We start from the raw sequence: 23470 nt of genomic DNA on the forward strand, positions 1-23470 counted from the left end.
ATCTGCTTATGGTGGAGGAGCGGACGACCCGGGCCGCACCCGTCGCCGCATCACGTGTGGAAAGGATCGGCCCCGTGACGACTACGCCTCGCATCGCCATCATCGGCGGTGGCCCCGCCGGCCTGATGTGCGCCCGTGTCCTGCAGGGGCACGGACTCCGGCCGGTGGTGTACGACGCCGACGCCACCGTGCACTCCCGCGACCCCGGCGGGACCCTCGACCTGCACGCCGACGCCGGCCAGATCGCTCTGGAGGACGCCGGGCTGATGGACGCCTTCCGGGCGCTGGCCCGGGTCGAGGGCCAGGCCAAGACCCGCCGGGACCACCACGGCACCGTGCTGGCCGCGTTCACCCCCGGCGAGAACGACGAGTCCGCCCCCGAGATCGACCGTGGCCAACTGCGGACCATGCTTTACGAGCATCTGATACCCGCGACCGTCCAGTGGGGACACCGGCTCCACCACTTCGCTCCGCTCGCAGGCGGGCGGCACCGGCTGGAGTTCGCCAACGGCGCCACCGCGGAAGCCGACCTCGTCATCGGCGCCGACGGCGCACGGTCGTCGGTTCGCCGGCTGCTCACCGACACGGTGCCGCAGTACCTCGGCGTGCAGTTCCTCGACGCCCGATTCGATGACGTGGACGCCCGGCACCCGGAAGTCGCCGCGATCGTGGGCCAGGGCCACATGTTCTCCACCGACGGCGCCGGCCATGCGGTGATCGCCCAGCGCAACAGCAACGGGGTGGTTCGCGGCTACGTGGCCTTCCGCGCCGAACTCGACTGGCATGTCGCGGCCGGCGTGGACGTCACCGACCGCAAGTCCGTACGGTCCTATCTGCTGCGGGAATTCAGCGAATGGGCCCCGGTCATGCGCCCGCTGATCACCGACAACGACGGCGACTACGTGCCGCGCAGCTTCTGGGCGCTGCCCGCTCCGCTGACCTGGGACCACGTCCCCGGCGTCACCCTGATCGGCGACGCGGCCCACCTGATGGCGCCTTTCGGTGGCCACGGCACGAATCTCGCGTTGCTCGACGGCGCGGAACTCGCGCACGCCATCAAGAAGGAGAGCAGCCTCGACGACGCGGTTGCGCGCTACGAGACGGCCATGTTCGCGCGCTCCGGCGAACTCGCAACGAGTTCGAACACCGCCCTCACGCGGTTCTTCGCCACGACTTCCCCGGACACGCCGCACCTTCCTCCGGACCACGCGCAGGAACATCAGAACTATCAGACCAGGGCCGCGGGATATCGGCGCCGGCGAGCCGAACAGGAGCGGTAGAAGACGTACGCCGCCGCACGGTTCCCATCCCGCCGGACCTCAGCCCGGCGGCTCGGTCGAGTGCGGTTGGGTTGTATTTCGGGTGCAGTCTTCGGATGGGTTGCCCGGCGTGACTGCTGGGATGTCCTGATAAACGCACTGGTGGCGCCGTTCGGGATGAGACGGGGACAGTATGGCGAAGCAACAGGCGGCCGCCGGCCGGGGGATTCTGCGGGTAGTGGCCGATGCTCGGACGAGTGTGAAGATCGGTGCGATCGTCGTGGTGATGGCGGTCGGTGCGATCGCCGTCGGTGTTGTCGCGATCGTCGATCTGGCCAAGGTGTACAGCAGCGGCCAACTGGTCGCTACGGACAGCCTGCGGGCGGCGGTCGGCCTCGCGAAGTTGCGGGATCTGGCGCAGCAGTCGCGGATCCAGGCGCGCGACGCGGTCATCGCACCGGACGCTGTCTCGACAAAGAAGGTCGAGGAGAAGATCCAGGCGACCGACAAGGCCCTGGACGCGGCTGCGACGTGGTACCAGGGCCACACGGCCGACCCGGCGGCCTTCGAGCGGTTCTCGGCCCTCTGGCAACAGTTCCGCAACAAACGTGACAACGGGCTGCTGCCCGCCGCGGAGGCCAACAACAACACCAAGGCCGCCGCAATCCTCAACGGTCAGACCGCCCCGTTGACTGTCAAAGCCTTCGCCGAACTCGATACCGCGTCGCAGGCCGAGCAGGCCGAGGCCGACGCGATCGTGGGCACCGCTCACAGCACGTTCACTTCAGCCCGTACCGCGGTCGTGGCCATTCTGCTGGCCGCTCTCGTGCTCGGGCTGACGATGGCCTCGTACGTCACCAGGCTCGTGGTCCGGCCAATGCGGATTGTCTCCGGGGTGCTGGATCGAGTGGCCGACGGGGATCTGACCCAGGTCGCGGCGGTGACCAGCCGGGACGAACCGGGCCGGATGGCGCAGGCGCTGGACCGGGCCAACGCGCGGACCCGTGAGGTCGTCGAGGCATTCGCGTCCACCGCACACGCCCTGGCCTCGAGTGCCGAGGAATTGTCGGCCACCAGCAGGCAGATCGGTGAGGCAGCGAACCAGGCGTCCGATCAGGCGGGCGTGGTGTCCGCCGCGGCGGAGGAGGTTTCCGCCAATGTGCAGACCGTGGCCGCGAGCTCGGAGGAGATGACGGCGTCGATCAGCGAGATCGCCCGCAATGCGACCGACGCGGCGCAGGTGGCGGGTCAGGCCGTGCAGAACGCGCACACTGCCAGCGCGACGATGACGACGTTGGGGCGCTCATCGGAGGAGGTCGGCAACGTTATCAAGGTGATCACCTCGATCGCTGAGCAGACGAACCTGCTCGCGTTGAACGCCACCATCGAGGCCGCCCGCGCCGGCGAAGCCGGCAAGGGCTTCGCGGTCGTCGCCAGTGAGGTCAAGGACCTGGCCCAGGAGACCGCGAAGGCCACCGAGGAGATCGGGCAGCGGATCGTCGCGATTCAGAACGACATCGGCAGCGCGGTTACCGCGATCACGGATATCTCGCAGGTCATCGCCCGGATCGATCAGTTCCAGACCACGATCGCCGCGGCCGTCGAGCAGCAGACCGCCACCACGCAGGAGATCGGACGCAACATCGCCGAGGCGGCGACCGGCGCCACCGACATCGCCCGCAACATCGTCGGCGTCGCCTCCGCCTCGGAAACCACAACCGAAGGCGTCGGCCAATCCCAGGTCGCCACCGCCGAGGTGGCCCGGATGTCCACCGAGCTGCAACAACTCGCTTCCCAATTCCGGGTGTAGCAGAGGAAGGTCCCCTGCACGCCGGCCTGGGGCCGACGCTGTTTCGCGCTTCTGCCGGCCGTCCGGGCGAAGGATGCGCGGGTCAGGGCCGGCGCGGCTGGGACTTCGGCATCCAATGGCGGGACAGCGCTTCGACTTCGTCGCGGGTCAGCGGCGGCCCGAGATCCCCGGCGTCCGGTGAGCGGCGCAGCCCGTCGATAAGGAGTTGAAGGTAGCGGGCGTACGCGTCGGGCCGGACGGTGTGGCCGTGGTGGGCGACTTCGCTGACCATCATCAGCAGCAGGGCCAGGTCTTCGGCGGTGACGTCGGGCCGCAGCGAGCCTTCGTGGTGGGCGCGCTCGACGAGCCGGCGGACGGGCGGCTCGATGCGGTCGCGGGCCCGAGCCTTGTGCCGGGCGTGGAAGTCGGCCCCGAGGACGAGGTCGCGCAGGCCGCGGTCGGCCGCCTGCATCTCGGCCGCCCGTCGCAGGAATTCGACGAGACCGTCCCAGCCGGTCGGTGCGGCCAGCGCGGCTTCGGCCGCGCGTACGTGTTCCTCGAGCCGCTCGTCCAGGGCCACCTCGAGCAGCGCTTCCTTGGTCGGGAAACGGCGGTACACGGTGCCGACGCCGACGCCGGCGTGATGGGCGACGTCGTCGAGCGAGGCGGTCAGGCCTCGCGCGGCGAACACCTCGCGCGCGGCCGCGATGATGCGTTCGCGGTTGAGCTGCGCGTCGCGGCGTAGCGGTCGCTCGTCGTTCACGTTCACCCCACCGTCAGTCATTAAGTGGAGAAGGTACCTCAACTTCTGTGATCTCCCCAACAGGCGGAGCCGGAATCGCCACTTGGCGAGGAAGGTTGGATCCGGAGGGACCACCTCCACTTATGTTTCGAAACTGTTTCCACCAAACGAGGGACTCATGACGACGACCGCAGAACAGCAGCTCTCCCCGGTCGCGCCGGCGGCCGCGGAGAAGGACAACGGCCGCTGGTGGGCGCTGGTGGTGCTCGCCCTGGCCCAGCTGATGGTTGTGCTGGACGCGACCGTGGTGAACATCGCGCTCCCGACCGCCCAGCGTGACCTCGGCTTCTCCGACTCCGGCCGGCAGTGGGTCGTCACCGGCTACGCGCTCGCGTTCGGCAGCCTGCTCCTGCTCGGCGGCCGGCTCTCCGACCTCATCGGCCGCAAGAAGATGTTCCTGATCGGCCTGGTCGGCTTCGCGCTGGCCTCCGCGCTCGGCGGCGCCGCCAACGGCATCGAGATGCTGATCGCCGCCCGCGTGCTGCAGGGCGCGTTCGGTGCCGTACTCGCCCCGGCCGCGCTGTCGCTGCTGTCCATCACGTTCACCGAACCGGCCGAGCGCGGAAAGGCGTTCGCGATCTTCGGCGCCATCTCGGGCGCCGGGGGCGCCGTCGGCCTTCTGCTCGGCGGCGTGCTGACCGAGTACGCCTCGTGGCGCTGGTGCCTCTACATCAACCTGATCTTCGCCGTAGCCGGTGTCGTCGGCGGCCTCCTCAAGCTCAGCGACGAGCGCGTGGCCAATCGCAACCGGCTCGACTGGCCGGGCGTCGTCACCGCCGTTCTCGGCCTGGTCTCCCTGGTCTACGGCCTCGGCAACGCCGAGGCGGACGGCTGGCACAGCCCCCGGACGTACGGCTTCGTCATCGCCGGCGTGATCATCCTGGCCGTCTTCGCCGCGATCGAACGCCGGGTGGCGCATCCGCTGCTGCCGCTGCGCGTGGTGCTCGACCGCAACCGTGGCGGCGCATACGCGTCGATGGCGATCGCCGGTATCGGCATGTTCGGGCTGTTCCTCTTCCTGACCTACTACGTGACCGGCATTCTCGGTTTCTCGCCGGTCCAGTCCGGCCTGGCGTTCCTGCCGATGCTGGCCACCGTGATCCTCTGCGCCACCACGCTCGGCGCCCGGCTCACCCCCCGCTTCGGCGCCCGCCCGATGGTCACCGCGGGTGCGCTGATCGGCGCCGCCGGCATGGTCTACATGACCCGCCTCGGCCTGCATTCCACGTACGCCGCCGACGTGCTCCCCGCCCTGATCATCATCGGCTTCGGCATGGGCCTGATCTTCGCGCCGGTCCAGAACGCGGCCACGTCGGGAGTCGAGCACCACGACGCCGGCGTCGCCTCGGCCACCCTCAACACGGCCCAGCAGATCGGCGGTTCGATCGGCACCGCACTGCTCAGCTCCTTCGCGGCCAGCGCCGCGACAAGCTACCTGCACGGCAAGGTCCCGAACGCGCAGACGGTCGCCCTGGCCTCCGTGCACAGCTACCACATGGTGTTCTGGTGCTCGGCCGGCTTCTTCGTCCTCTGCGCGATCGTCGGTGCGCTCGTCTTCCGCAGCGGCCCGCTCGCGGCCGACCCGGACGCCGAGCCGGTCATCGCCCACTGACCACGCGAAACCCGGTTACGGCCGGCCGGCTTCCGGTCGGCCGGTCGTACGCCGTCTCCAGCCGGGCGAAAGCGAAAACCGCAGCACCGTAGGCGAACCCGACGGCACGTACGCATCCGGCCTGCTCGGCGTCAACATCTTCGGCGGCAGCGGGGTGCTGCAGAACCCTGATCCGTTCCTGACCCGTCGCGGCGAACGGTCCGCTGCGGGCAGCCCTCGGCCGAGCGACATCGACGGGCGTCACTTTACAGATAGAATTGTGAACGTTAACTTGAGGATGCGTTCCGCTGGCGGACCCGATCGAAAGGAAGTGGGACATGCACGTGTCACGTGCCGGCCGCGTCGGCCGGGCCCTGCTGACCGCCGCGCTCGCCGTGGCCGGGACCGTCGTGATCCAGGAGGCGGCACACGCCGACACCCGGCAGTTCCACGGGGTGAACTGGGCCGACCAGCGGGACAACTTCGTCAACGGGGTGCTGTACGTGTCGGGCCTCGGCTCGACCGACACGTACACCTCGGCGGCCACCGTCGCCGACCGGGTGGTCGGGCAGCTCTACTCGATCACCGGCGCCAACACGGTGCGCATGCCGATCAACGAACCGACCGTCGCCACCTACTGGAACACCTACACCGGCGCGATCGACCAGGCGCTCACCAAGGGCAAGGTGATTCTGGCCTACTGGGCCTACGCCAACGGGCGGCCCGGCAACGTCGCCGCCTACGACCAGATGTGGGACACCGTCGTCGCCAGGTACGCCGGCAACACCAACGTCTACTTCGAGGTCATCAACGAACCGTACGGATACTCCACGACCGACCTGAACAACCTGTACAGCGCCTGGCTCACGCGCCACTCCAACGTGCCGCGCGGCCGGGTCATCCTCGACGGCGCCGGGCTCGCCCAGAACGTTCCCGCCGTCGGCCAGGACAATCGGCTGAACGACACCCTGCTCGCCGTCCACGACTACTCGTTCTTCGCCGGGTTCGAGGACGAGACCTCGTGGGCGAACCACATCGCGAGCTCCATCGGCGCGTACGCCGCCCGCACCGTGGCCACCGAGTGGGGCGGCCCGATGGGCCCGGGCAGCAAGAACGGCGTCTCCTACGACACGATCGACTACAACATCCCGAGCGGCTCGTTCTTCGCCGACTACATCCGCGGCGTCAGCAGCGAGCTGCGCGAACTCGGCGTCGGCGGGGTCTACTGGCCCGGTCTGCGCGACGGTGACTGGTACAGCCTGACCCGGCGCACCGGCAGCGGGTCGAACCTCAACCTCACGCTGACCAATCCCTCCGGGCTCAACCGGCTGCAGTACTCGTGGGGAATCGGTACCGGCGGCAGCACCACGGTCCGTATCGTCAACGCCGCCAGCGGCCAGTACGCCGACGGCATGGGACGCACCACGGCCGGATCCGACATCGGCCAGTCGTCCGCCGGCACCGGCGTCAACCAGCAGTGGGTGATCGAGAACTCGGGCACCTACGAGCGGATCAGGAACGTGGGTAGCGGGCTGTACTTCGACGGCATGGGCCGGACCGCCAACGGCAGCGCCGCCGGCCAGTACACCGGCGGGACATCCGCCAACCAGCAGTGGACCGTGGTCACCGACGGGAACAACGTACGGCTGCGCAACCGGGCCACCGGCCTCTACCTCGACGGCATGGGACGCACGACGAACGGGGCAAGCGTCGGCCAGTACAGCGATTCCACCAGCACCAACCAGCGCTGGAGGATCGTGGCGGCGAGCTGACGACCCGCCTCGCCGCGTTCCCGGTGATGGTCGGCGCTAGTAGCGGAACTTGTGCCGGGCGCTGCGCCGGTTCACCCGGGCCGGTAACTCGTCCAGGTTGTCGCGTCGGGGCAGCTGCTCGGCCGACTCACGGCCCTGGGTGAAATCCCGCATCGTCACCACAAAACCTTGGACCAAGCGGTCGTCGCGAAGGTCGCGGTACGTGGCTTCGACCAGCACCCGGCTGCCGTCGGCCCGTAACAGCGAGCAGAACACCACACCGTCGCCGGAGCTGCGGAAGGCCTGACGCAGCTGATTGCGGTCGTCCGGATGCACCAGATCGTCGAGTGCGGCCAGCGGCGGAAGGTCGGCGCCGAGCAGCTCGCGCAGCGAAGGACTGGCGTATCGGATGCGCTGGTCCTCGTCGATCACCACCATGATGTCCGCGCTGTTCCGGACCACCGCGCGCAGATAGAGATCACTGTCCCGGCGGCCGACCGCCTCCACCAGCGAGATGCGATCCAGCGCGAGCGCCGCCTGACCGGCCAGCACCTCGAGGGTGTCGCGAGTGGCGGTGAGAGTGTCCCGGCGACCCACCAGGATCAGAGCTCCGCCGCCGGGCCGGGCCACGGCGAGCGGTTCCAGCCAGAGCGGACAGACCAGTGTGGCGTAGTCATGGTCCGCCTCCTCGACCCACCAGCTGCGGGGTGGTGGGCCGCCCTCGGGTTCGGGCACGGCTTCGAGCGTGAGCTGGCGGTCGTCGATGGCGAAAACGGTGCTGCGGATGGCGTCCGGCGGCATGAGCTGGGCGATCGCGGCCCGGACGGCCCCGTCCACGGCCGGTGTGTCGGCGGCGGCGACCAGCGCGGCGCTCGCCTCCCGCAGGCCGCGCTCACGCGTCAACGCCTGGCCGTTCAGGGTCACCGAGTCGGTCAGCCGGGTGATGGTCAGGAGAAGGGTGATCGCACCGGCCACGGCGATCACCACGCCGTCGCCGACCGTGCCGTGCACCGCCTCGATCAGCAGAACGACCGGCGGGGTGGCGACGGAGATGCCCAGCAGCGCCGCCCAGCGCCCGAGCCACGGGCTGGGACGCGGCGTCGCGGGCTCGGTGAGCCTGACCATCGACGGGTGCAGCGCGGCGGCGCCCCACGCCAGGTAGAGCACCACGAAGCCGGACTCGCTCAGCCGGCCCGGCCACAGCGGCTGCACGATGTCACTGACCAGGACACCCACCGCACCGGCGACGAGCAGCACAGCCGAGAGGTTCCGGCCCACGGCGACCAGCAGGCGGGCGACAACCGCCAGGAGCAGCAGGGCTCCGATGACGTACGCCCCGGAGACGTTCCCGATCCGGCCCGCGTCGCCGACGACGAACACCGAGACCACCAGCAGCGTCGAGCACGCGAACGCGAGCAGGTCGATGAGCCGTGCCCGGTCGACGAGAATCGCACCGACGCGGGTCAGCTGCAGCAGACTGCCGGCGACCAGCACGATCATGGCGTAGAAGCAGAAATCGGCTACGCCGGGCCGGTTCAACGCGGTCAGCACGTCGCCGGCGGCGCTCGCCACGATGGCGCCGGCGAGCAGCAGCCAGGGTCCGGTCCGGGCGGGCCGGTGACGACGGACGCCGTAGACGATGGCGCCCGCGCTGCCGATTCCCAGCACAATCCATTCGAGGGCCCTCAGCACGCCTAACTAGTACCAGCGGCGTTGCTGGGTGTCCATGTCGTTATATACGTAGCGCTAGGACTTGCACGATCCGTACACACCACGGAAAGCGACTCGATGAGCGGGCCCACCGCGCGCGGCCTCAGCCCTGCATCGCGTCACCGGTTACGGGCTGCCACCTGCCGCCGGGGGCGTGCCACTGAGGGTCACCCGTTCGAGACCCTGAGGGCGTCAAAGTGCATGGCGGGCCGGAAGGGACTTCCCTTCCGGCCCGCCACAGAGGTGTGTTGCTAGGCGGCTGCCACCGTCAGCGCCGCCGTCTGATACCTGAAGGCGGTGCCGGTCGATGGCAACCCGACCGCCGCCAGCGTCTTCGCGCCGGTTCCGGCCGGGAGCGTCACCTGCTTGTCGGTGAATGCACCGCTCGCATCGGTGACGACGGTCCCCAGCGAAGTCCCACCCATGATCACCAGGTTGACCGTGGTGTAGGCAGCGAATCCGCTGCCGCCGACCGTGATCGTCGCACCCACCTTCACCGTGGTGGACGAGACCGTCAGCGTGGCCGGGCTGCCGCTCGGCACCGACGTCGCCGGGGTCGGCGCGAGCCCGGCCAGCGCCGTGGCCTGCACTCCGGCGGAAGCGGCCGAGTTCGGCACCCCCGTCGTTCCCCGTGCCACGACGGTCACCGTGTAGATGCCCGGCGTGAGGTTGGCGATATTGCAGGTCGCGGCGCCCCCCGCCGCGACGGCTCCCAGGGTGGTGCACGTGGGTGCCGTGCCGATGCCGCTGGCCGGGGTGGCGGTGACCGTGAAGCCGGCCATTCCGTCACCGGCGGCGCCGGCCTTCCAGTCCACCCTCAGGCTCTTTGCCGCGGTCGTACCGGTGACCGTGACGTTCGTCGGAACTCCCGGTGGCGCCTTGAGGACGAGCGAGTACGCCGCGCTGGGCTCCGAGTAACCACTGGCGGAACGCCCGACGCTCACCACGGTCACCGAGTACGTGCCGGCGCTGAGGTCGGTGAGCGCGCAGTTGGTGGTGCTGCCGTTGGGCGTACTGCAGGTCACCCGCCTACCGGCGGCGTTCACCGCGGTCACGGTGTACCGGGCGATGCCGTTGCCGACCGAGGTCGGCGCGGTCCAGCTGACCACGGCCTGACTGCCGCTGCTGACGGTGGCCGTCACGGCGGTCGGGCTGCCGGGCCGTCCGGCGGTGGGCCGTACCGGTGCCGACGGAGCGCTGACCGCGCTGACGCCGTCCCCGACGGCGATGACCGTCACCGTGTAGAACCTCAGGTTCGTCACGTCAGTGATGACGCACTCGGTGTCGGTGTTCGTGGTCGTCTCGCAGTAGGCGTTACCCGGCGTGGCAACCGCCCGGTAGCGCACGATCCCGGTGGTGACGGCGGGCGTGGTCCAGGACACCGAGATCTGCCCGTCGCCACCGGACACCGCGACATCGGTCGGGGCGGCCGGCGCGCCGGGCGTGATCGGCGCGGACGCCGGGCTCCACTCCGAGTCGCCGCCGCCGGCCACGCCGACCGCCTTGACCTGGAAGGTGTAGGCGGTCGTACCGGTCAGGCCCGACACCACACAGGACGTGGTGGCCTTCCCGGTCACCGTGCAGCCGGCCGAGCTCGGGTCGGACCGTACGAGGTAGCCGGTGATCGGACCACCGGTCGTCGGCGTGGTCCAGGTGACCGTCACCGCGTTGGCACCGGCCGGCGACACCGTGGGAGCGGCCATCGCTGCGGGCGGACCCGCGACGATGGGCGTGGACGCGTCACTGGAGGTGGCGCGGTCGGCCGAACCGTTGGCGACGACCTTGAACGTGTACTCGGTACCGCCGCGGAGGCGGTCGAAGACACAGGTCATCACGGGCGGCCGTACGTTGGTGCAGCGCGCCGGCGCGCTGACGTCCGGCGTCGAGGTCACCGTGTAACTGGTGACCGCACCGGCGCCCGGTGCCGCGGTCCAGGTCACCGTCACCGCGTTCGGGCCGGCCAGCTGCACCGTGGGAGCCGCCGGCTTGCCGGGCCCGGCCGTGCTGACGGGCACGCTCCGCTCACCGAGCGAGTCGCCGCCGGGACCTCGGGCGGTCACCCGGAACGTGTACGTCTCCGCGTCGCTCAGCCCGGTGAAGTCGCAGCTGAGGGTGGAAACGTCGGTGCAGCCCGCGTTCGACGTGAGGCCGGCGTCCGGAGTCCCGGAGGTGTACGCCTGAGCCGTGTACGTGACGACCGGGCCGCCGCCGGTCGGCGCCGTCCAGGTCACCCGCGCTGAACTCGACGAGAGAACCTCGACGCCGGGAGCGCCCGGCGCGCCGGGCGCGGCCGCGGCGATCGTGACGGGCGTCGATGCGTCACTCGCGGTCGAGCGGTCGCCCGTGCCGTTGGCCGACACCTTGAACGTGTACGTCGTGCCCGGGATCAGCCGGTCGAAGACGCACGTCAACACCTTCACGTTGGTGCAGCGGGCCGGCGCACTGATGTCCGGCACCGAGGTCACCGTGTAGCTCTCGACCGGACCGCCGGTGGCCGGCTCGGCCCAGGTGACCGTCACCGCACGCGAACCGGTCAGGTCCACCGCCGGCGCGTCCGGCTTGCCCGGGGCGGCCGTGGTGACGGCCGGGCTGCGGTCGCTCTGACTGCTGCCACCCGGGCCGATCGCGGCTACCCGGAACGTGTACGTCTCCGTCTCGACCAGCCCGTCGAAGTCACAGCTGAGGGTCGTGACCTCGGTACAGGCCGCCGACGCGATGTCGGTGGTCGGGGCGGCCGCCGTGTAGGCGTTGACGGTGTACTTGGTAATCGGGCCGCCGCCGATGGGCGCGGTCCAGGTCACCGCCGCGTGACCCCCGTCGATGACCTTGACCATCGGGGGAAGCGGCTGGTTCGGCTTGTTGGCCACCACCGGCGTGGTCGGATCCGAGCTGACGGAACCCGCCTCGTTGGTCGCCTCGACGGTGAAGGAGTAGGACGAGGTCAGCGTGAGGCCCGTGAAAGTACAGGTCCGGCTCTGCACCGCGGTTCTGGTGCAGCTCGCCGGCGACGGAGTGGCTCCGCCGTCCGCCGAGACCGGGGTGACGACCCAGCCGTCACTGGGCGGTGCGCTGGTGCCCGCCGGCGCGTCCCAGGTCACTGTCGCCTGGCCCAGAACGGGCACGGTCACGGTCACGTTGGCCGGCTTGTCCGGCACGTTCGGCACGAGTGCCGGTGTGCTGGTCGTCGTCGAGGTGCCCGCCGTGTTGGTCGCGCTGACCACGAACGTGTACGGCATGCTCGGCGTCAGCGTGGTGAAGGTGCACGACTGCGCGTTCGGAGGCGTGACCTCACAGGCCGCCGGAACGGTTGCCCCGGCGTCGGCCGAGGCCGGCGTCACGGTGTACGTCGCGACTTCGCCGCCGGTGGCCGGTGCGTCCCAGGTGATCGTGGCCTTACCGGCCGCGTTGCCCCGGACCGCTGCCACGTTGCCCGGCGCGCCCGGCTTGTCCGGGATGAACGGCATCCCCGGCACGGCGCCCGCGTCGGTGCCGTCCACCGCGTTCGCCGCCCTGACCACGAACGAGTAGTGCGCGGTCAGCGTCAGGTTGGTGAAGTCGCAAGTACGCGCGGCCGGCGGAGTCACCGTACAGGTTCGGGTGGTCCCGCCGTCGGTGGAGGACCCGGTCACCGTGTACTGCGTGACCGGCGCGCCATCGGCCGGCGCGTCCCAGGTCACCGTGACCTTCGGCCCGGCGACCAGGGCTACCTGAACGTTGGTCGGGGCGCCCGGCCCCGCGGGCAGGACCGCGGCGGTCGTGGCGGCGTCCGTACCGCCGGCCGCGTTGGCGGCGCGAACCGTGAAGCGGTACGAAGCGGTCGTATCCATCCCGGTGAACGCACATGACAACGCAGCGGACGGGTTTGCCACGACGTCGACGGAGCAGGGACTCTCGCCGGGAGGCGTGCCGCTGTCCGGCGAGGTCGCCGTGACTGTGTAGGTCGCGACCGTGCCGCCCGTGTTCGGCGGCGCAGCCCAGGTCACCGTCGCCTCGCCGGACGCGGTCACCGTGACCGCCACCGAGGTCGGGGCGGCGGGCACGTTCGCCACGATGGGAGCGGTAGCAGCCGCGTCGGACCAGCCGAGCTCGTTCTCGGCCCGCGCGGTGAACGTGTAGTGCCCGGCCGTGTCCAGCCCGGTGAAGCGGCAGGTCACCGTGGCGCCGCCCACATGACAGTCGTTGGGGATCGTGACCTGGTCGGCCGAGGTGGCCTTCACGGAGTAACGGGTGGCTGTGCCCACCGCCGGAGCGGTCCAGGTCACGTCCACGGCACCCGGCGTGTTGCTGACCAGGGCGGCCGCCACCGTCTGCGGCTCGCTCGGCACGGCACCCACCGACGGGACGGCGGAGACCTCGGTGCTTCCGGCGGTGTTGACGGACTTGACGTTGAACCCGTACTGCTTGTCCGGGTTCAGCGCGTTGAACGCGCACTGCAGCGGATCACCCGAGGCCACGGTCACCGTGCAGGGCGACGGCGCCGCACTGCCGTCGGAGACCGCGGCGGTCACCGTGTAGCTGACCACCACGCCACCGCCGCTGGGCGCACTCCAGGAGACGGTGGCGTCATCGTTGTTCAGGGCCACGGCCGGGTCCGTCGGCGCGTTCGGCTTGGCCGGCAGGATCGACGCGCTCGCGTCCGAATCCACCGATCCCAGGTCACCGACGGCGGTCACCTTGAAGGTGTACGACACGGCCTTGTCGAGGCCGGAAATGGTGCAGGTGGGCGCGCTCAGGTTGAATCCGCACCCGGCGGCGGGAGTGCCGGTCTGGTTGCCGGACGCCGGCAGGGCCGTCACCCGGTAGAACACGACCGGTCCGCCGGTGCTGTTCGCGGCCCAGCTGAGGTCCACCTTGCCCTCGGCGTCGCCCAGCGTGACGGTCGGCGTGGCGGGCTTGTCCGGCACCTCGGAGACGATCGGATCGCTCCAGTCCGAGACCGGGTTGCCGGCGGAGTTGTTCGCCGTCACCCGGAACCGGTACTGCTTTCCGTTCTGCAGGCCGGTGAAGTCCCGGTGCGTCACGTTCCCGGCGACCGTGGCCGGTGCCCCGGTCGGTGCGGTCCCGCCGTTCGGCGAGTCGGCCTCCACCAGGTACGTGGTCACGGTGCCGCCCTCGGTGGGCGGATCCCAGTAGACGGTGACCGCTCCAGGTGCGGCACCGAGCTCCACCGTCGGCGTCGACGGCGTGGCCGGCATGCCGGGCACGATCGGGTCGGAGACGGGGCTGGGGTCGGAGGTGCCGCCGTCGGGCCCCTCGCCCTTGGCCACGACCGTGAACGTGTACGACAAGGCCGGGTTGAGCCCGGTGACCTTGCACTCGGTGACGTCCGGGCCGGAGGTACAGACCTGCGGAGCCGCCGGGCTGGCCGTCACGGCGTACCCGGAGATGGTCTGGCCGCCGCTCGGCCGGTCCCAGCTCACGACCACCGCGTCGTCCGCCTGGCGGGTCACGGTGGGCTTCGCCGGCGCGTGCGGCTTGCCGGCGACCTTGGCGACCGAGGCGGCGCCGGCCGCGGACGTGCCGGTGGTCCCGGCGCCGTTGGTGACGCCCACGGCGGTCACCTTGAACGTGTAGGAGGTGTCGTCGACCAGGCCGCCGAAGTCACACGTGGTCGCCGGCGCGGACACCAGCGAGCCGCAGGTGCCGGTCAGGCCGGCCGAGGGCGTCGCGGTGATCCGGTAGGAGTCGATGCCCGCACCCGGGTCGGGTGCGGCCCAGCTCAGCGTGACCGCGTTGGGGTTGCCCTTGAAGACGACCGTCGGAGCGGCCGGGGTGCCGGGCGGGCCGGCCTTGACCGGTCCGGCGCCCTGCGTCGCGACCGAGCAATCCGCCTGATCAACCGGACAGGCCTTGACGCCCACCGTGATGCTGGTGTTCGCCGCGACCCCGGTGATGTTGCAGGTCAGGGCCGGCGCGTTGACCGTACAGCTCTCGCCGGTGCTGGCGGTGGCAACGTAGGTCGCCACCGTGCCGTTGGGGTTGGTCGGCGCAATCCAGTCGACCTTGATGAGCCGGCGACCGGGCGTCAGCGTCACGCCGGCCGGTGCGCCGAGCGGGCTGGCCAGGGCGGGGGCGGGATCAACCGCGACCGTTCCGATGGACAACAGGGCGGCGGCTGTCGTGACCACCCACCTGGAAACTCGCCGCCGTCGTCGAGGCACCTCTTCTCGCACCTGCCCACTCCCCCACGTAGATTTCCCGGACCACGGCAGGGCCCGGGTAGGTCTGCCACCACCACAAGGTAGCTATTTCAGGTGTAAATAGGGTCGGAACGGGCTATTAGGATGGCTCGCCGAGCCAGTGACTGCTAATAGGCGGATCCGCGCGCGACTCTGCACCGCAACTCGAAAAGACAGACCAATCTGGACTGCTCCAGACCACTACCGCGCTTTATCGGGGGGCTGAACGAGTGCGGATCAGCCTGCCGACTACAGCTGCGAGACGCCCCCGTCGACGGCCAGCTCGGCGCCCGTGGTGTAGGTGGCGTCGAACGCCAGGAACAGCACCGCCCGTGCCACCTCGATCGGCTTCCCATGCGGCCCATCGGGTTGCGGGCGACGAAATCCGCCTCCAGCCGCTGCGCCGCGTCGGCCGGCATCGAACGCCGCTGGATGCCGGTGTTGATCGGGCCCGGGCTGACCGCGTTGACCCGGATCTTCCGGTCGAGCAGCTCGCGAGCCAGGCCGCGGGTCATCGAGCGCAGCGCGGCCTTGCTGGCCGCGTAGACGCTGCCCATCGGCAGGCCCCTGACGTTGGCGACCGACGTGGTGAACACGACGCCGCTGCCCTCGACCAGCATCGGCGAGCCGCTGCACGGTGAAGCGCGGGTGGCGATCCTGCCCGCAACTCATCCGCTCGCCGGCCGCGAGTCGCTCGCACCTGAGGACCTGGCCGGCGAGAACCTCGTCGCGTGCACAAGCACCCCGACCATGTGGAGCAGGCCACCGAAGCCGGAGGACAGCTTCGAGGACAAGCTCGAAATCGTCGCGAGCGGAGCGGTCGCGGTCCTGCCCGCCGGCGACCGCCGCAGCACGCGCACCCGGGCGTCGCCACGATCCCGATCACCGGCATCGAACCCTGCCGCGTCGTGGCGGTCACCCACGCGGACGACCGAAGCAGCCGGACTGCCGCCTTCCACAAGGCCGCCCGCGCGTGGGGCGCCCAGGTCGGGGCGGAACACCCGGCCCCAGCGGCCTGATATCACCACGGGACCGGGGCCGTGACTATCCCTTGACCGCGCCGGTCAGCCCGCCGACGATGCGCCGCTCGAACAGGCTGAAGAAGATCAGTGCCGGGATCATCGACAGAGACGTGAACGCCAGCACCCGGGCAGTGTCGGTCGAGTACTGCGACGAGAACGCCTGCACGCCCAGCGGCAGCGTGAAGGTGTCCTGATTGTTGAGGATGAACAACGGCAGCAGGTAGCTGTTCCAACTGCCGAGGAACGCCAGGATCCCGGTGGTGATCAGACCCGGGACCGACAGGCGGAGCACCATCCGCCAGAAGAAGCCGAGCCGGCCGCAGCCGTCGATCGCGGCCGCCTCCTCGATCTCCCGGGGGATCGCCCGCAGGAAGGGCACCAGGATGATGATCGTGGTGGGCAGGCCGAAACCGATCTGGGGCAGGATGACGCCGGGCAACGTGTTCACCAGGCCGAGGTTTTTGACCAGGATGTACAGCGGCGTGATGGCGACCGTGGCCGGGAACATCAGACCGGCGGCGAACAGGGCGTACATCGCCCCGCGGCCGCGGAAGTGGTACCGGGCCAGGACGAAGCTCGCCATGACGCCGAGCACGACCACACCGAGGGTGGTGCCGAGAGCGACGATGGTCGAGTTGCCGACCTGGCGCCAGAAGACATCGCTTTGCAGGATGCCGGTGTAGTTGCTGAGCCGCCAAGGGCGCGGCAGGCCCGCCGGGCTGACGGTGATCTGCGAGTTGTCCCGGAAGCCGCCGATGATGATGTAGAGGACGGGCCCGAGCATGAGCCCGATCAGCACCAGCGCGACCAGGTAGACCATCGGGCTGCCCCAGGGGAGACCTCTTCTCCTCGGGGTGAGCCGGGAATGCGTAATCGTGGCCATGTTCTACCGTCCGTCGGTGAGCGCGCCCTCGGTGTCCCGGCGCAGTACGAAACGCTGGTACACGAGAGCGATGATCATGGAGATGACGAAGAGCACGACCGCGACCGCGTTGCCGTACCCGTAGTTCGCCGCGTTACGGCCCTCGACGACCATGTAGGTGACCATGGTCGACGTCCCGGCGGTCGACGCGACGTACTGACCCCAGATGATGTAGACGAGGTCGAACAGCTGCAGTGCGCCGATGATCGAGAGGAAGCCCCAGATCCGGATGGTCGGGGCAAGCAGCGGCACGGTGATCCGGCGCTGGATCTGCCAGTACGACGCACCGTCGACCGCGGCCGCCTCGGACAGCTCCTCCGGGATGTTCTGCATGCCGGCCATGAACAGGATCACCGCGAAGCCGATGTACTTCCAGGTCAGGATGATCATCAGCGTCCAGATGGCGAGTTTCGGGTTCGCCAGCCAGTCCTGTTTGAACGAACCCAGTCCGATCGCGTCGAGGATGCCGTTCACGGCCCCGCTGACCTGCAGGAGCAGGCTCCAGCTGGTCCCGACGATGACCTCCGAGATCACGAACGGGAGGAAGATGAGCAGCCGGATGGCCGACCGGCCGCGGATCTTCTGGTTGAGCATCAGCGCGAACCCGAGGGCGATCGGACCCTGGAGAACCAGCGACAGCACGACGATCAGGCCGTTGTGCTGCAGGGCGTCGCGGAACGTGCTGTCCTGCAGGATGGTCTTGTAGTTCTCGAGGCCGACGAAGTTGGTCGGAACCCCGTAACCCTTCCACTTGTAGAAGCCGTAGTAGGCGGCCAGCACGATCGGGAAGATCACGAAGGCCAGGAACATCAGGATCGCGGGACCGGACAACACCGCGATCTCGGCCCGCTGGGCCCAACCGATTCCGCGCCGGCGAGGACGCAACGGAGGCGACGTCTGGACGCCGCCTCCGTCCCGTTCCGGACTGCCGGGCGCATCCTCAGTGACCGCTACTCTCTCGCCACCGAAGTTGCTGCTCATCGTTCGGCTACCTCTCAGCCCTTCTTGGCTGCGTCGTTCACGGCCTTGATGATTCCGGCGACGTCACCCTTGCCGGCGAGCATGTTCACGACCGCGACGTTGAGGGCGTTGCCGACGTTCTGGCCGTAGACCGTGTCGAGCCACTGCGAGACGTACGGCGCTTTGTTGTACGCGTCGAGAACCGCCTTGAGGTAGGGCTCGGTGACCGCGGTCTGGGCCTCCTTGCTGATCGGCAACGAGTTGAACGCCTTGTAGTAGGCGATCTGCACGTCCTTGGTGTCGAGGTAGTTGAGGAAGTCGGCGCATTCCTTCGGTGCCTTGGCCGAGCAGGAGAGCCCGTCCGCGCCACCCATGATCGCGGCCGGGTCGCCCTGGCCGCCGGGCACCGTCGGGAACGGGAAGAAGGCGAGGTCGGGCAACGGCTTCTGGTTCTTGGTCAGGCCCGCGATGACGCCCGGATCCCAGGAGCCCATGAGTTCCATGCTCGCCTTGTGGTTGGCGATCAGGCCGGCCGAGCTGCCCGCGCCCTGCTGCGCCGAGGTGGTCAGGAACCCGTTGTTGAACGGCTGCGTGCCGGCGAACGTCTTGAGGTCGTTACCGGCCTTCGTCCAGCACGGGTCGTCGAAGGACTTGCTCTTGGCCGCGGCGTCGAGCGTGGCCTTGCTGCAGGCGCGCAGCGCGAACCAGTAGTACCAGTGGGCGGCCGGCCAGGCGTCCTTGCCGCCGAGGGCGATCGGCGTGCCCTTGGCCTTGAGCTTGGTCACCGCCGCGTTGAATTCGTCCATGGTGGTCGGTGGCGTCGTGACTCCGGCCGCCTTGAACAGGTCCTGGCTGTACCAGAGACCGCCGGGCAGGATCGACTGCGGAATCGCGTAGAGCTTGCCATCGAGCGACCCGGTGCCGAGGGCGGCGTCTCCCACCGCTGCCTTGGTCTCGGCGGTGACGTCGTTGGTGAGGTCCTTGAGCTGGCCCGCTTCGACCATCGCGGCCATCTTGCCGCCGCCGCGTTGGAGGAAGATGTCGGGGGCGGAGCCGGAGTTCAACGCGGTCTGGAGTTTGCCGTCCAGATCCTCGTTCTGCACCGTCTGGATCTTGATGGTGACGTTCGGGTGGGCGGCGTGGAAGTCGGCCGTAGTTTTCTGCCAGAACGCCGCTCCCGGACCGGTGGTGGCGTTCTGCCACAAGGACATCGTGACATTGCCGCCGGAGCTCTGGTTGTCATCGCCGCCTCCGCAGGCGGCGACGCTCACGGCACTCAATATCAACACAGCAGCCACTGCAACGGTCTTACCAGGTGCCATGAGACTCACCTCTCGAGCCGAAACTCTCGGAAAGTTTCCGGAATGTGACGCTCAAATTAGAAAGAGAGACATGGATATGTCAAGACACCTATCTAGATCAACAGGACGCTAGGTGTAACGATTCTGTACCGGCGGTTACTAACAGTGAGGTACCTCCACTCCGGACCTCGAGACCCTCCCCGGAACGCGCAACTGACACGAGCCCAGTTGCCGAAAGTCACGGGCTTCCTCGGAAGTTGCACCCAGCGGCAATTCCTGAAGGCAGCGAACCCAGGATCCTGGTGAAAACCCGTTATGGATTGTGAGCCCAGAAGGTCGCACCCCGACGCGCAATCAGTGGCTTGAATGCGTCGAGGCAGTGTGGTGAGGTGTTAGCGTTCTCAATGCCGGGCCGCCACCTGAACCCCAGAACATCCTCTCCCGAGGCCCTTACCTGTGGGGCGCTAACACCTGCGCGGACGTCGTCGCGGCGAGGAGTCTGGCCCCGTGGCACCGACTTGCCGCAGTTCGGCGCGCGGCCGGCGGCCAGCTGAATTCAGATGCGTGGTACCGACCGCTCCTGGGCGGGTCCGATGTCGACTCGCCGGAGGACGGCCTACGTCTGAAATCCAGTCAGGCGTCTGAAATGCAGTCAGGCGCCGAACCCGATGCCGGTGTCGACGGTTTCGATCACGCGCTGCGGACGCAGGTCGGGCTCGGCGACGGGACGGCTGAAGTAGTAACCCTGCAGCAGTGTGTAGCCGAGCCGATAGAGCGCGTCGGCCTGTTCGGCGGTCTCGACACCTTCGGCGACCGCGGTCATGCCGAGCCCGGTGCTTATCTGGATCAGCGCCTCCGCTATCACGCTGTGCCGACCGGCCTCCGTGACGTTGTCGACGAACGACTTGTCGACTTTGAGGATGTCGACCGGCACCGTCTGCAACAGTCCGAGAGACGAATGCCCGGTGCCGAAGTCGTCCAGCGCGATCCGTACGCCGAGCTTCCGCAGTTCGTGCAGCGTTGTCACGGACTGGCCGCCCTCGAAGACGGCGGTCTCGGTAACCTCTACGGCAAGGAAGTGCGGTGAGAGTCCCGTCTCGGCCAGGATGTCAGCCACGGTCGCTGCGAAGCCCGGCCGGGCGAGTTGACGGGCGGAGACGTTGACGCTGACCTTATCGGGGGCGCTACCACCCAGTTCAGCCCGCCACTGTGCCATTTGGCGGCAGGCCGTCCGCAGGACCCACGCACCGAGTTCGATGATAAGGCCGTTCTGCTCGGCCACCGGTACGAACTGCGCCGGACTGATCATCCCCCGCTGTGGGTGCTCCCAGCGCACCAGCGCCTCGATCGCGGCGACCCGGCCCTCCGGGAAGGCCACGATCGGCTGGTAGACCACCCGGAACTGGTCGGCGTCCAGACCGATCTGCATTTCGGCACCGAGCTTGGCATGCCCGGTCGACTGTTCATCGATAGCCGGCTCCCAGTGTCGGTACGTCTGGCCGGTTCTTTTGGCGGCGGACATTGCCGCCTCGGCCCGGCGCAGTACCTCCATCGGATCGTCGCGCTCGCCGTCGGCGAGACCTATACCGACGCTCACGAGCAGATCGTGTCCGCCCGCGTGAACCGGTTCGCGCAGCTGGGCGGCGAGCTCCGTGGCCAGCGCGCCGGATCTCGGGGCGCTCCTGCCGGGCAGCAGGACGGCGAATTCGTCGCCGCCCATCCGGGCCAGCAGAGCGTCGTCCGGCACCGCCCGCGCCAGCCGTCGGGCAAGGGAGCAGAGCGCCCGGTCGCCGATCGAGCGTCCGAGTTCGTCGTTGACATTCTTGAAACCGTTCAAGCCGAGCAAGCCGACCTGTACCGGGCCGTCGGCCATCGCCGCTCGCAATGCGCTCTCGAATCGACGCCGGTTGGCCAGGCCTGTCATTTCGTCCTGCATGGCGAGCCCTTCCAGGTCGCGTGACTGCCGTTTCAGCTGCGTCAGGATAAGGGCCATCCGAACGATGGTGAGCAGGATAAGGATGATGGCGCTGCAGGCGATGACCGTGCCGTCGACGGTGTTCTTCGCCGCGTACGGGGTCAAAAGGAGCGCCGGCCCGATCAGCGAGCACGCGGCGGGTGCGCATAAGCGGGCAACACTGCGTTCGGTGCTCGGGGATCGCACCACGCCTGAATCCGCCGCCATCGAAGGGTGCAAGGCGGCCGCCGCCCAGAGCAGAGTGGAGGCGGCGAACATCGCGTCCAAGGCGAATGGGTCGGCATCGAAGTAGACAATCAACACGGAGTAGGCGGTGTCCGCGGCCAGCAGAGTCGCTGCGGCGGCATTGAGCAATCTGCTGCTGGTAGTGCGGCTGCGCGGGTCGGTGAACAGCCACGCCAGCATCACCAACAACACCAGGTCCGCTACGGGATACACGGTGCTGATCACACGGGACAGAGCCGGGGCGGAGCGATCGGCCACGGTCGGGTGCAGAATGAAGGTCCAGAGCACCAGGCCAAGCGAAATGGCGGCGATCGCCGCGTCGATCAGGTGACCGATCTGACCGTCCGGCCGCCGACGGCGGGACAACAGCAGCAAACCCACGATGCGCAACGGGTAGGCGGCGAGGTAGAAGGCATCGGCGGCGGAGGGGTACGGCACGCGGCCCAAGCCGTACAGGTAGTAGTCGTAGGTGATGTCGCCGAGCGCCGCCAGGACCTGCCCAGAAGCAAACCAGTACCACATGCCACGAAGCCGCGGCCGGTGCAGCCGCACACCGGCGAGGACGGCCACCGCAGATGCCAAGCCAATGGCGTTGTAGCAGACCCTCGCGGCGAGCGATGAGGCGGGTAGCAGAAAATAACCAGTCGTCGCCAGCACGCCGGCCGTGAGCCACCAGCACCAAATCCGCGTAAGTCGCACGACCTGTCATCGGCGCAATTACAAAGGCATCTGAGCCCAAGTATGAAGTCGCCCAGTCTTGTAAAACAGCTCACTACGGGGACCGGATCGGGACCTTCGGTATTCGGATAACCGTGTGATCTACGCGCCAAAGGCGGCGCGGGTGACTCAGCAAATGTGCGGTCCCCGTTTACCCGCCCGAAAAGAGAGCAACTATCCGGGTAGCAGATATAGTGGCACCGGTAGTGGCGAGGTGATGCGGTATGCCCGGGAGCGATGCTGATGACGGGGGGCGCCCTGTCACACTGCACAGCCCTGACCTGGATGAGACTCGGCTGGTGCTTGCCGAGCACTTCTACTCCAATTTCGTCGACATGCTGGAGCCGTCCGAAAGCCTCGACACCCAGCTCCGGGTCACCAATATCGGTCCGGTCACGATCGGTGACGTGCGCTTCGGCACGGACCTCAAGCTGAGGCTGCACGAGCTCGACGCGTACCACGTCGACGTGCTCCTGTCCGGCCGTCTCGAATGGCAGCAGGGCAAAGACGAACCTTGGGTTGCCACTGAAACCAGCGGAGCGGTGTTCCAGCCGGTCGGCGACACCGTTCTACACCGGTGGACCGGCGACTGCCGATTGCTGGCAGTAAAGATCGACCGCGCCGCCCTCGAAATGCAACTGGCCCGCATGCTCGACACCCCCGTGGGCTCCCCGATTCTGCTCAGGCGCCGGCTCGACCAGACCCACGGGCCCGGCCGGACCTGGACCAACATGGTCCGCGTCCTCGCCGCGGACGTTCTCGACGAGAACCGCGGCCTGACGCAGAACCCGCTCCTCGCCGAACCCCTGCAGGAGATGCTCTTGCGCGGTCTGCTGCTCGCCAGCGACCACCCGTACCGGGACCGGCTGGCCACGCCCGGCGGACCCTACCCAGCGCCCCGCGCGATACGACAGGCAACCGAGGTTATGCACAGCCATCCCGAGCGACCGATCACCATCGCCAAACTCGCTGACATCACCGGCGTAAGTGAACGGGCACTACAGGCAGGCTTCCAGCGATACGTCGGCATCTCACCGGTCGCGTACCTGCGTCAAGTCCGCCTTGACCGTGCCCACGAGGAGCTTCGGCAGGCGGACCCCGACCAGACGACGGTGGCCGACGTCGCACACCGCTGGGGTTTCACACATCTCGGACGTTTTGCGGGCTACTACCGTGCCCGGTACGGCGTGTCACCGTCCCAAACACTGAACGCCTCCACCGGCCCACGAACGGTACGCAACGGGAGGCGACAGCCATGATCTTGAAC

Annotated in this window: 13 protein-coding genes and 1 pseudogene; 6 read left to right on the forward strand and 8 right to left on the reverse strand. The window is 68.8% G+C overall.

All coding sequences use genetic code 11. The annotated features are described in order from the left end of the window. Positions 1 to 74 precede the first annotated feature (74 nt). Both ACIA5C_RS00800 and ACIA5C_RS00805 read left to right on the forward strand, forming a co-directional pair. The gene (locus ACIA5C_RS00800) at positions 75 to 1280 is read left to right on the forward strand and encodes an FAD-dependent oxidoreductase (protein WP_396049837.1); all 1206 of its coding nucleotides are present in this window, start codon (positions 75 to 77) and stop codon (positions 1278 to 1280) included. Between the two features lie 172 nt (positions 1281 to 1452). Beyond that, the gene (locus ACIA5C_RS00805; RefSeq protein ID WP_396049839.1) at positions 1453 to 3069 is read left to right on the forward strand and encodes a methyl-accepting chemotaxis protein; all 1617 of its coding nucleotides are present in this window, start codon (positions 1453 to 1455) and stop codon (positions 3067 to 3069) included. A gap of 82 nt (positions 3070 to 3151) precedes the next feature. On the opposite strand, the gene ACIA5C_RS00810 is transcribed toward ACIA5C_RS00805, so the two are convergent. Continuing rightward, a complete protein-coding gene (locus ACIA5C_RS00810) occupies positions 3152 to 3811 on the reverse strand; it encodes a TetR/AcrR family transcriptional regulator (RefSeq protein WP_396049841.1) in 660 nt (219 codons plus the stop codon). Positions 3812 to 3968: 157 nt separating this feature from the next. Here ACIA5C_RS00810 and ACIA5C_RS00815 point away from each other — a divergent pair, with 157 nt between their 5' ends. Together ACIA5C_RS00815 and ACIA5C_RS00820 are read left to right on the forward strand one after the other, a co-directional pair. After that, on the forward strand, positions 3969 to 5462 hold the full coding sequence (locus tag ACIA5C_RS00815) for a DHA2 family efflux MFS transporter permease subunit (protein ID WP_396049843.1): 1494 nt from the start codon (positions 3969 to 3971) through the stop codon (positions 5460 to 5462). Positions 5463 to 5779: 317 nt separating this feature from the next. Then, a complete protein-coding gene (locus ACIA5C_RS00820; protein ID WP_396049844.1) occupies positions 5780 to 7213 on the forward strand; it encodes an RICIN domain-containing protein in 1434 nt (477 codons plus the stop codon). A 36-nt stretch (positions 7214 to 7249) separates the two neighbouring features. On the opposite strand, the gene ACIA5C_RS00825 is transcribed toward ACIA5C_RS00820, so the two are convergent. From ACIA5C_RS00825 to ACIA5C_RS00835, 3 genes and pseudogenes are all read right to left on the reverse strand, one after another. Beyond that, entirely contained in the window at positions 7250 to 8884 is a 1635-nt protein-coding gene (locus ACIA5C_RS00825) for a PAS domain S-box protein (protein WP_396049845.1), read from the reverse strand. A 269-nt stretch (positions 8885 to 9153) separates the two neighbouring features. After that, positions 9154 to 15030 (reverse strand): fibronectin type III domain-containing protein, encoded by a 5877-nt coding sequence (locus ACIA5C_RS00830; RefSeq protein WP_396049846.1) that lies wholly within the window; start codon positions 15028 to 15030, stop codon positions 9154 to 9156. A gap of 458 nt (positions 15031 to 15488) precedes the next feature. Further along, a pseudogene (locus tag ACIA5C_RS00835) lies at positions 15489 to 15701 on the reverse strand (SDR family oxidoreductase); the annotation flags it as partial. Here ACIA5C_RS00835 and ACIA5C_RS00840 point away from each other — a divergent pair. Then, positions 15655 to 16125: a hypothetical protein gene (locus ACIA5C_RS00840; protein ID WP_396052061.1), complete on the forward strand. Its 471-nt coding sequence runs from the start codon at positions 15655 to 15657 to the stop codon at positions 16123 to 16125. The pseudogene ACIA5C_RS00835 and the gene ACIA5C_RS00840 sit on opposite strands and share 47 nt — an antisense overlap. Here the strand turns inward: ACIA5C_RS00840 and ACIA5C_RS00845 are convergent, their stop codons facing one another. From ACIA5C_RS00845 to ACIA5C_RS00860, 4 genes are all read right to left on the reverse strand, one after another. Next, positions 16126 to 16986 (reverse strand): carbohydrate ABC transporter permease, encoded by an 861-nt coding sequence (locus tag ACIA5C_RS00845; protein ID WP_396049848.1) that lies wholly within the window; start codon positions 16984 to 16986, stop codon positions 16126 to 16128. It lies immediately after the preceding gene. Positions 16987 to 16989: 3 nt separating this feature from the next. Next, positions 16990 to 18006, reverse strand: a complete 1017-nt coding sequence (locus ACIA5C_RS00850; protein WP_396049849.1) for a carbohydrate ABC transporter permease — start codon at positions 18004 to 18006, stop codon at positions 16990 to 16992. A 14-nt stretch (positions 18007 to 18020) separates the two neighbouring features. After that, positions 18021 to 19256, reverse strand: coding sequence for an ABC transporter substrate-binding protein (locus tag ACIA5C_RS00855; RefSeq protein WP_396049851.1), 1236 nt, complete (start codon positions 19254 to 19256; stop codon positions 18021 to 18023). 682 nt (positions 19257 to 19938) lie between these two features. Next, positions 19939 to 22143 carry a putative bifunctional diguanylate cyclase/phosphodiesterase gene (locus tag ACIA5C_RS00860; protein ID WP_396049853.1) on the reverse strand — a complete coding sequence of 735 codons (2205 nt, stop codon included), beginning with the start codon at positions 22141 to 22143 and terminating at the stop codon, positions 19939 to 19941. A 359-nt stretch (positions 22144 to 22502) separates the two neighbouring features. Between ACIA5C_RS00860 and ACIA5C_RS00865 the strand changes: the two genes are divergently transcribed. After that, the gene (locus tag ACIA5C_RS00865) at positions 22503 to 23462 is read left to right on the forward strand and encodes an AraC family transcriptional regulator (RefSeq protein WP_396049854.1); all 960 of its coding nucleotides are present in this window, start codon (positions 22503 to 22505) and stop codon (positions 23460 to 23462) included. Positions 23463 to 23470: the final 8 nt, after the last annotated feature.

It is taken from the genome of Actinoplanes sp. NPDC051343 (assembly GCF_044455125.1).
Lineage (GTDB): Bacteria > Actinomycetota > Actinomycetes > Mycobacteriales > Micromonosporaceae > Actinoplanes.

Excerpts from the sequence above, each read along its gene's own strand:
- ACIA5C_RS00805 (WP_396049839.1), top strand. The coding sequence starts at position 1,453 with ATGGCGAAGCAACAGGCGGCCGCCGGCCGGGGGATTCTGCGGGTAGTG.
- ACIA5C_RS00815 (WP_396049843.1), top strand. The coding sequence starts at position 3,969 with ATGACGACGACCGCAGAACAGCAGCTCTCCCCGGTCGCGCCGGCGGCC.
- ACIA5C_RS00820 (WP_396049844.1), top strand. The coding sequence starts at position 5,780 with ATGCACGTGTCACGTGCCGGCCGCGTCGGCCGGGCCCTGCTGACCGCC.
- ACIA5C_RS00845 (WP_396049848.1), bottom strand. The coding sequence starts at position 16,986 with ATGGCCACGATTACGCATTCCCGGCTCACCCCGAGGAGAAGAGGTCTC.
- ACIA5C_RS00850 (WP_396049849.1), bottom strand. The coding sequence starts at position 18,006 with ATGAGCAGCAACTTCGGTGGCGAGAGAGTAGCGGTCACTGAGGATGCG.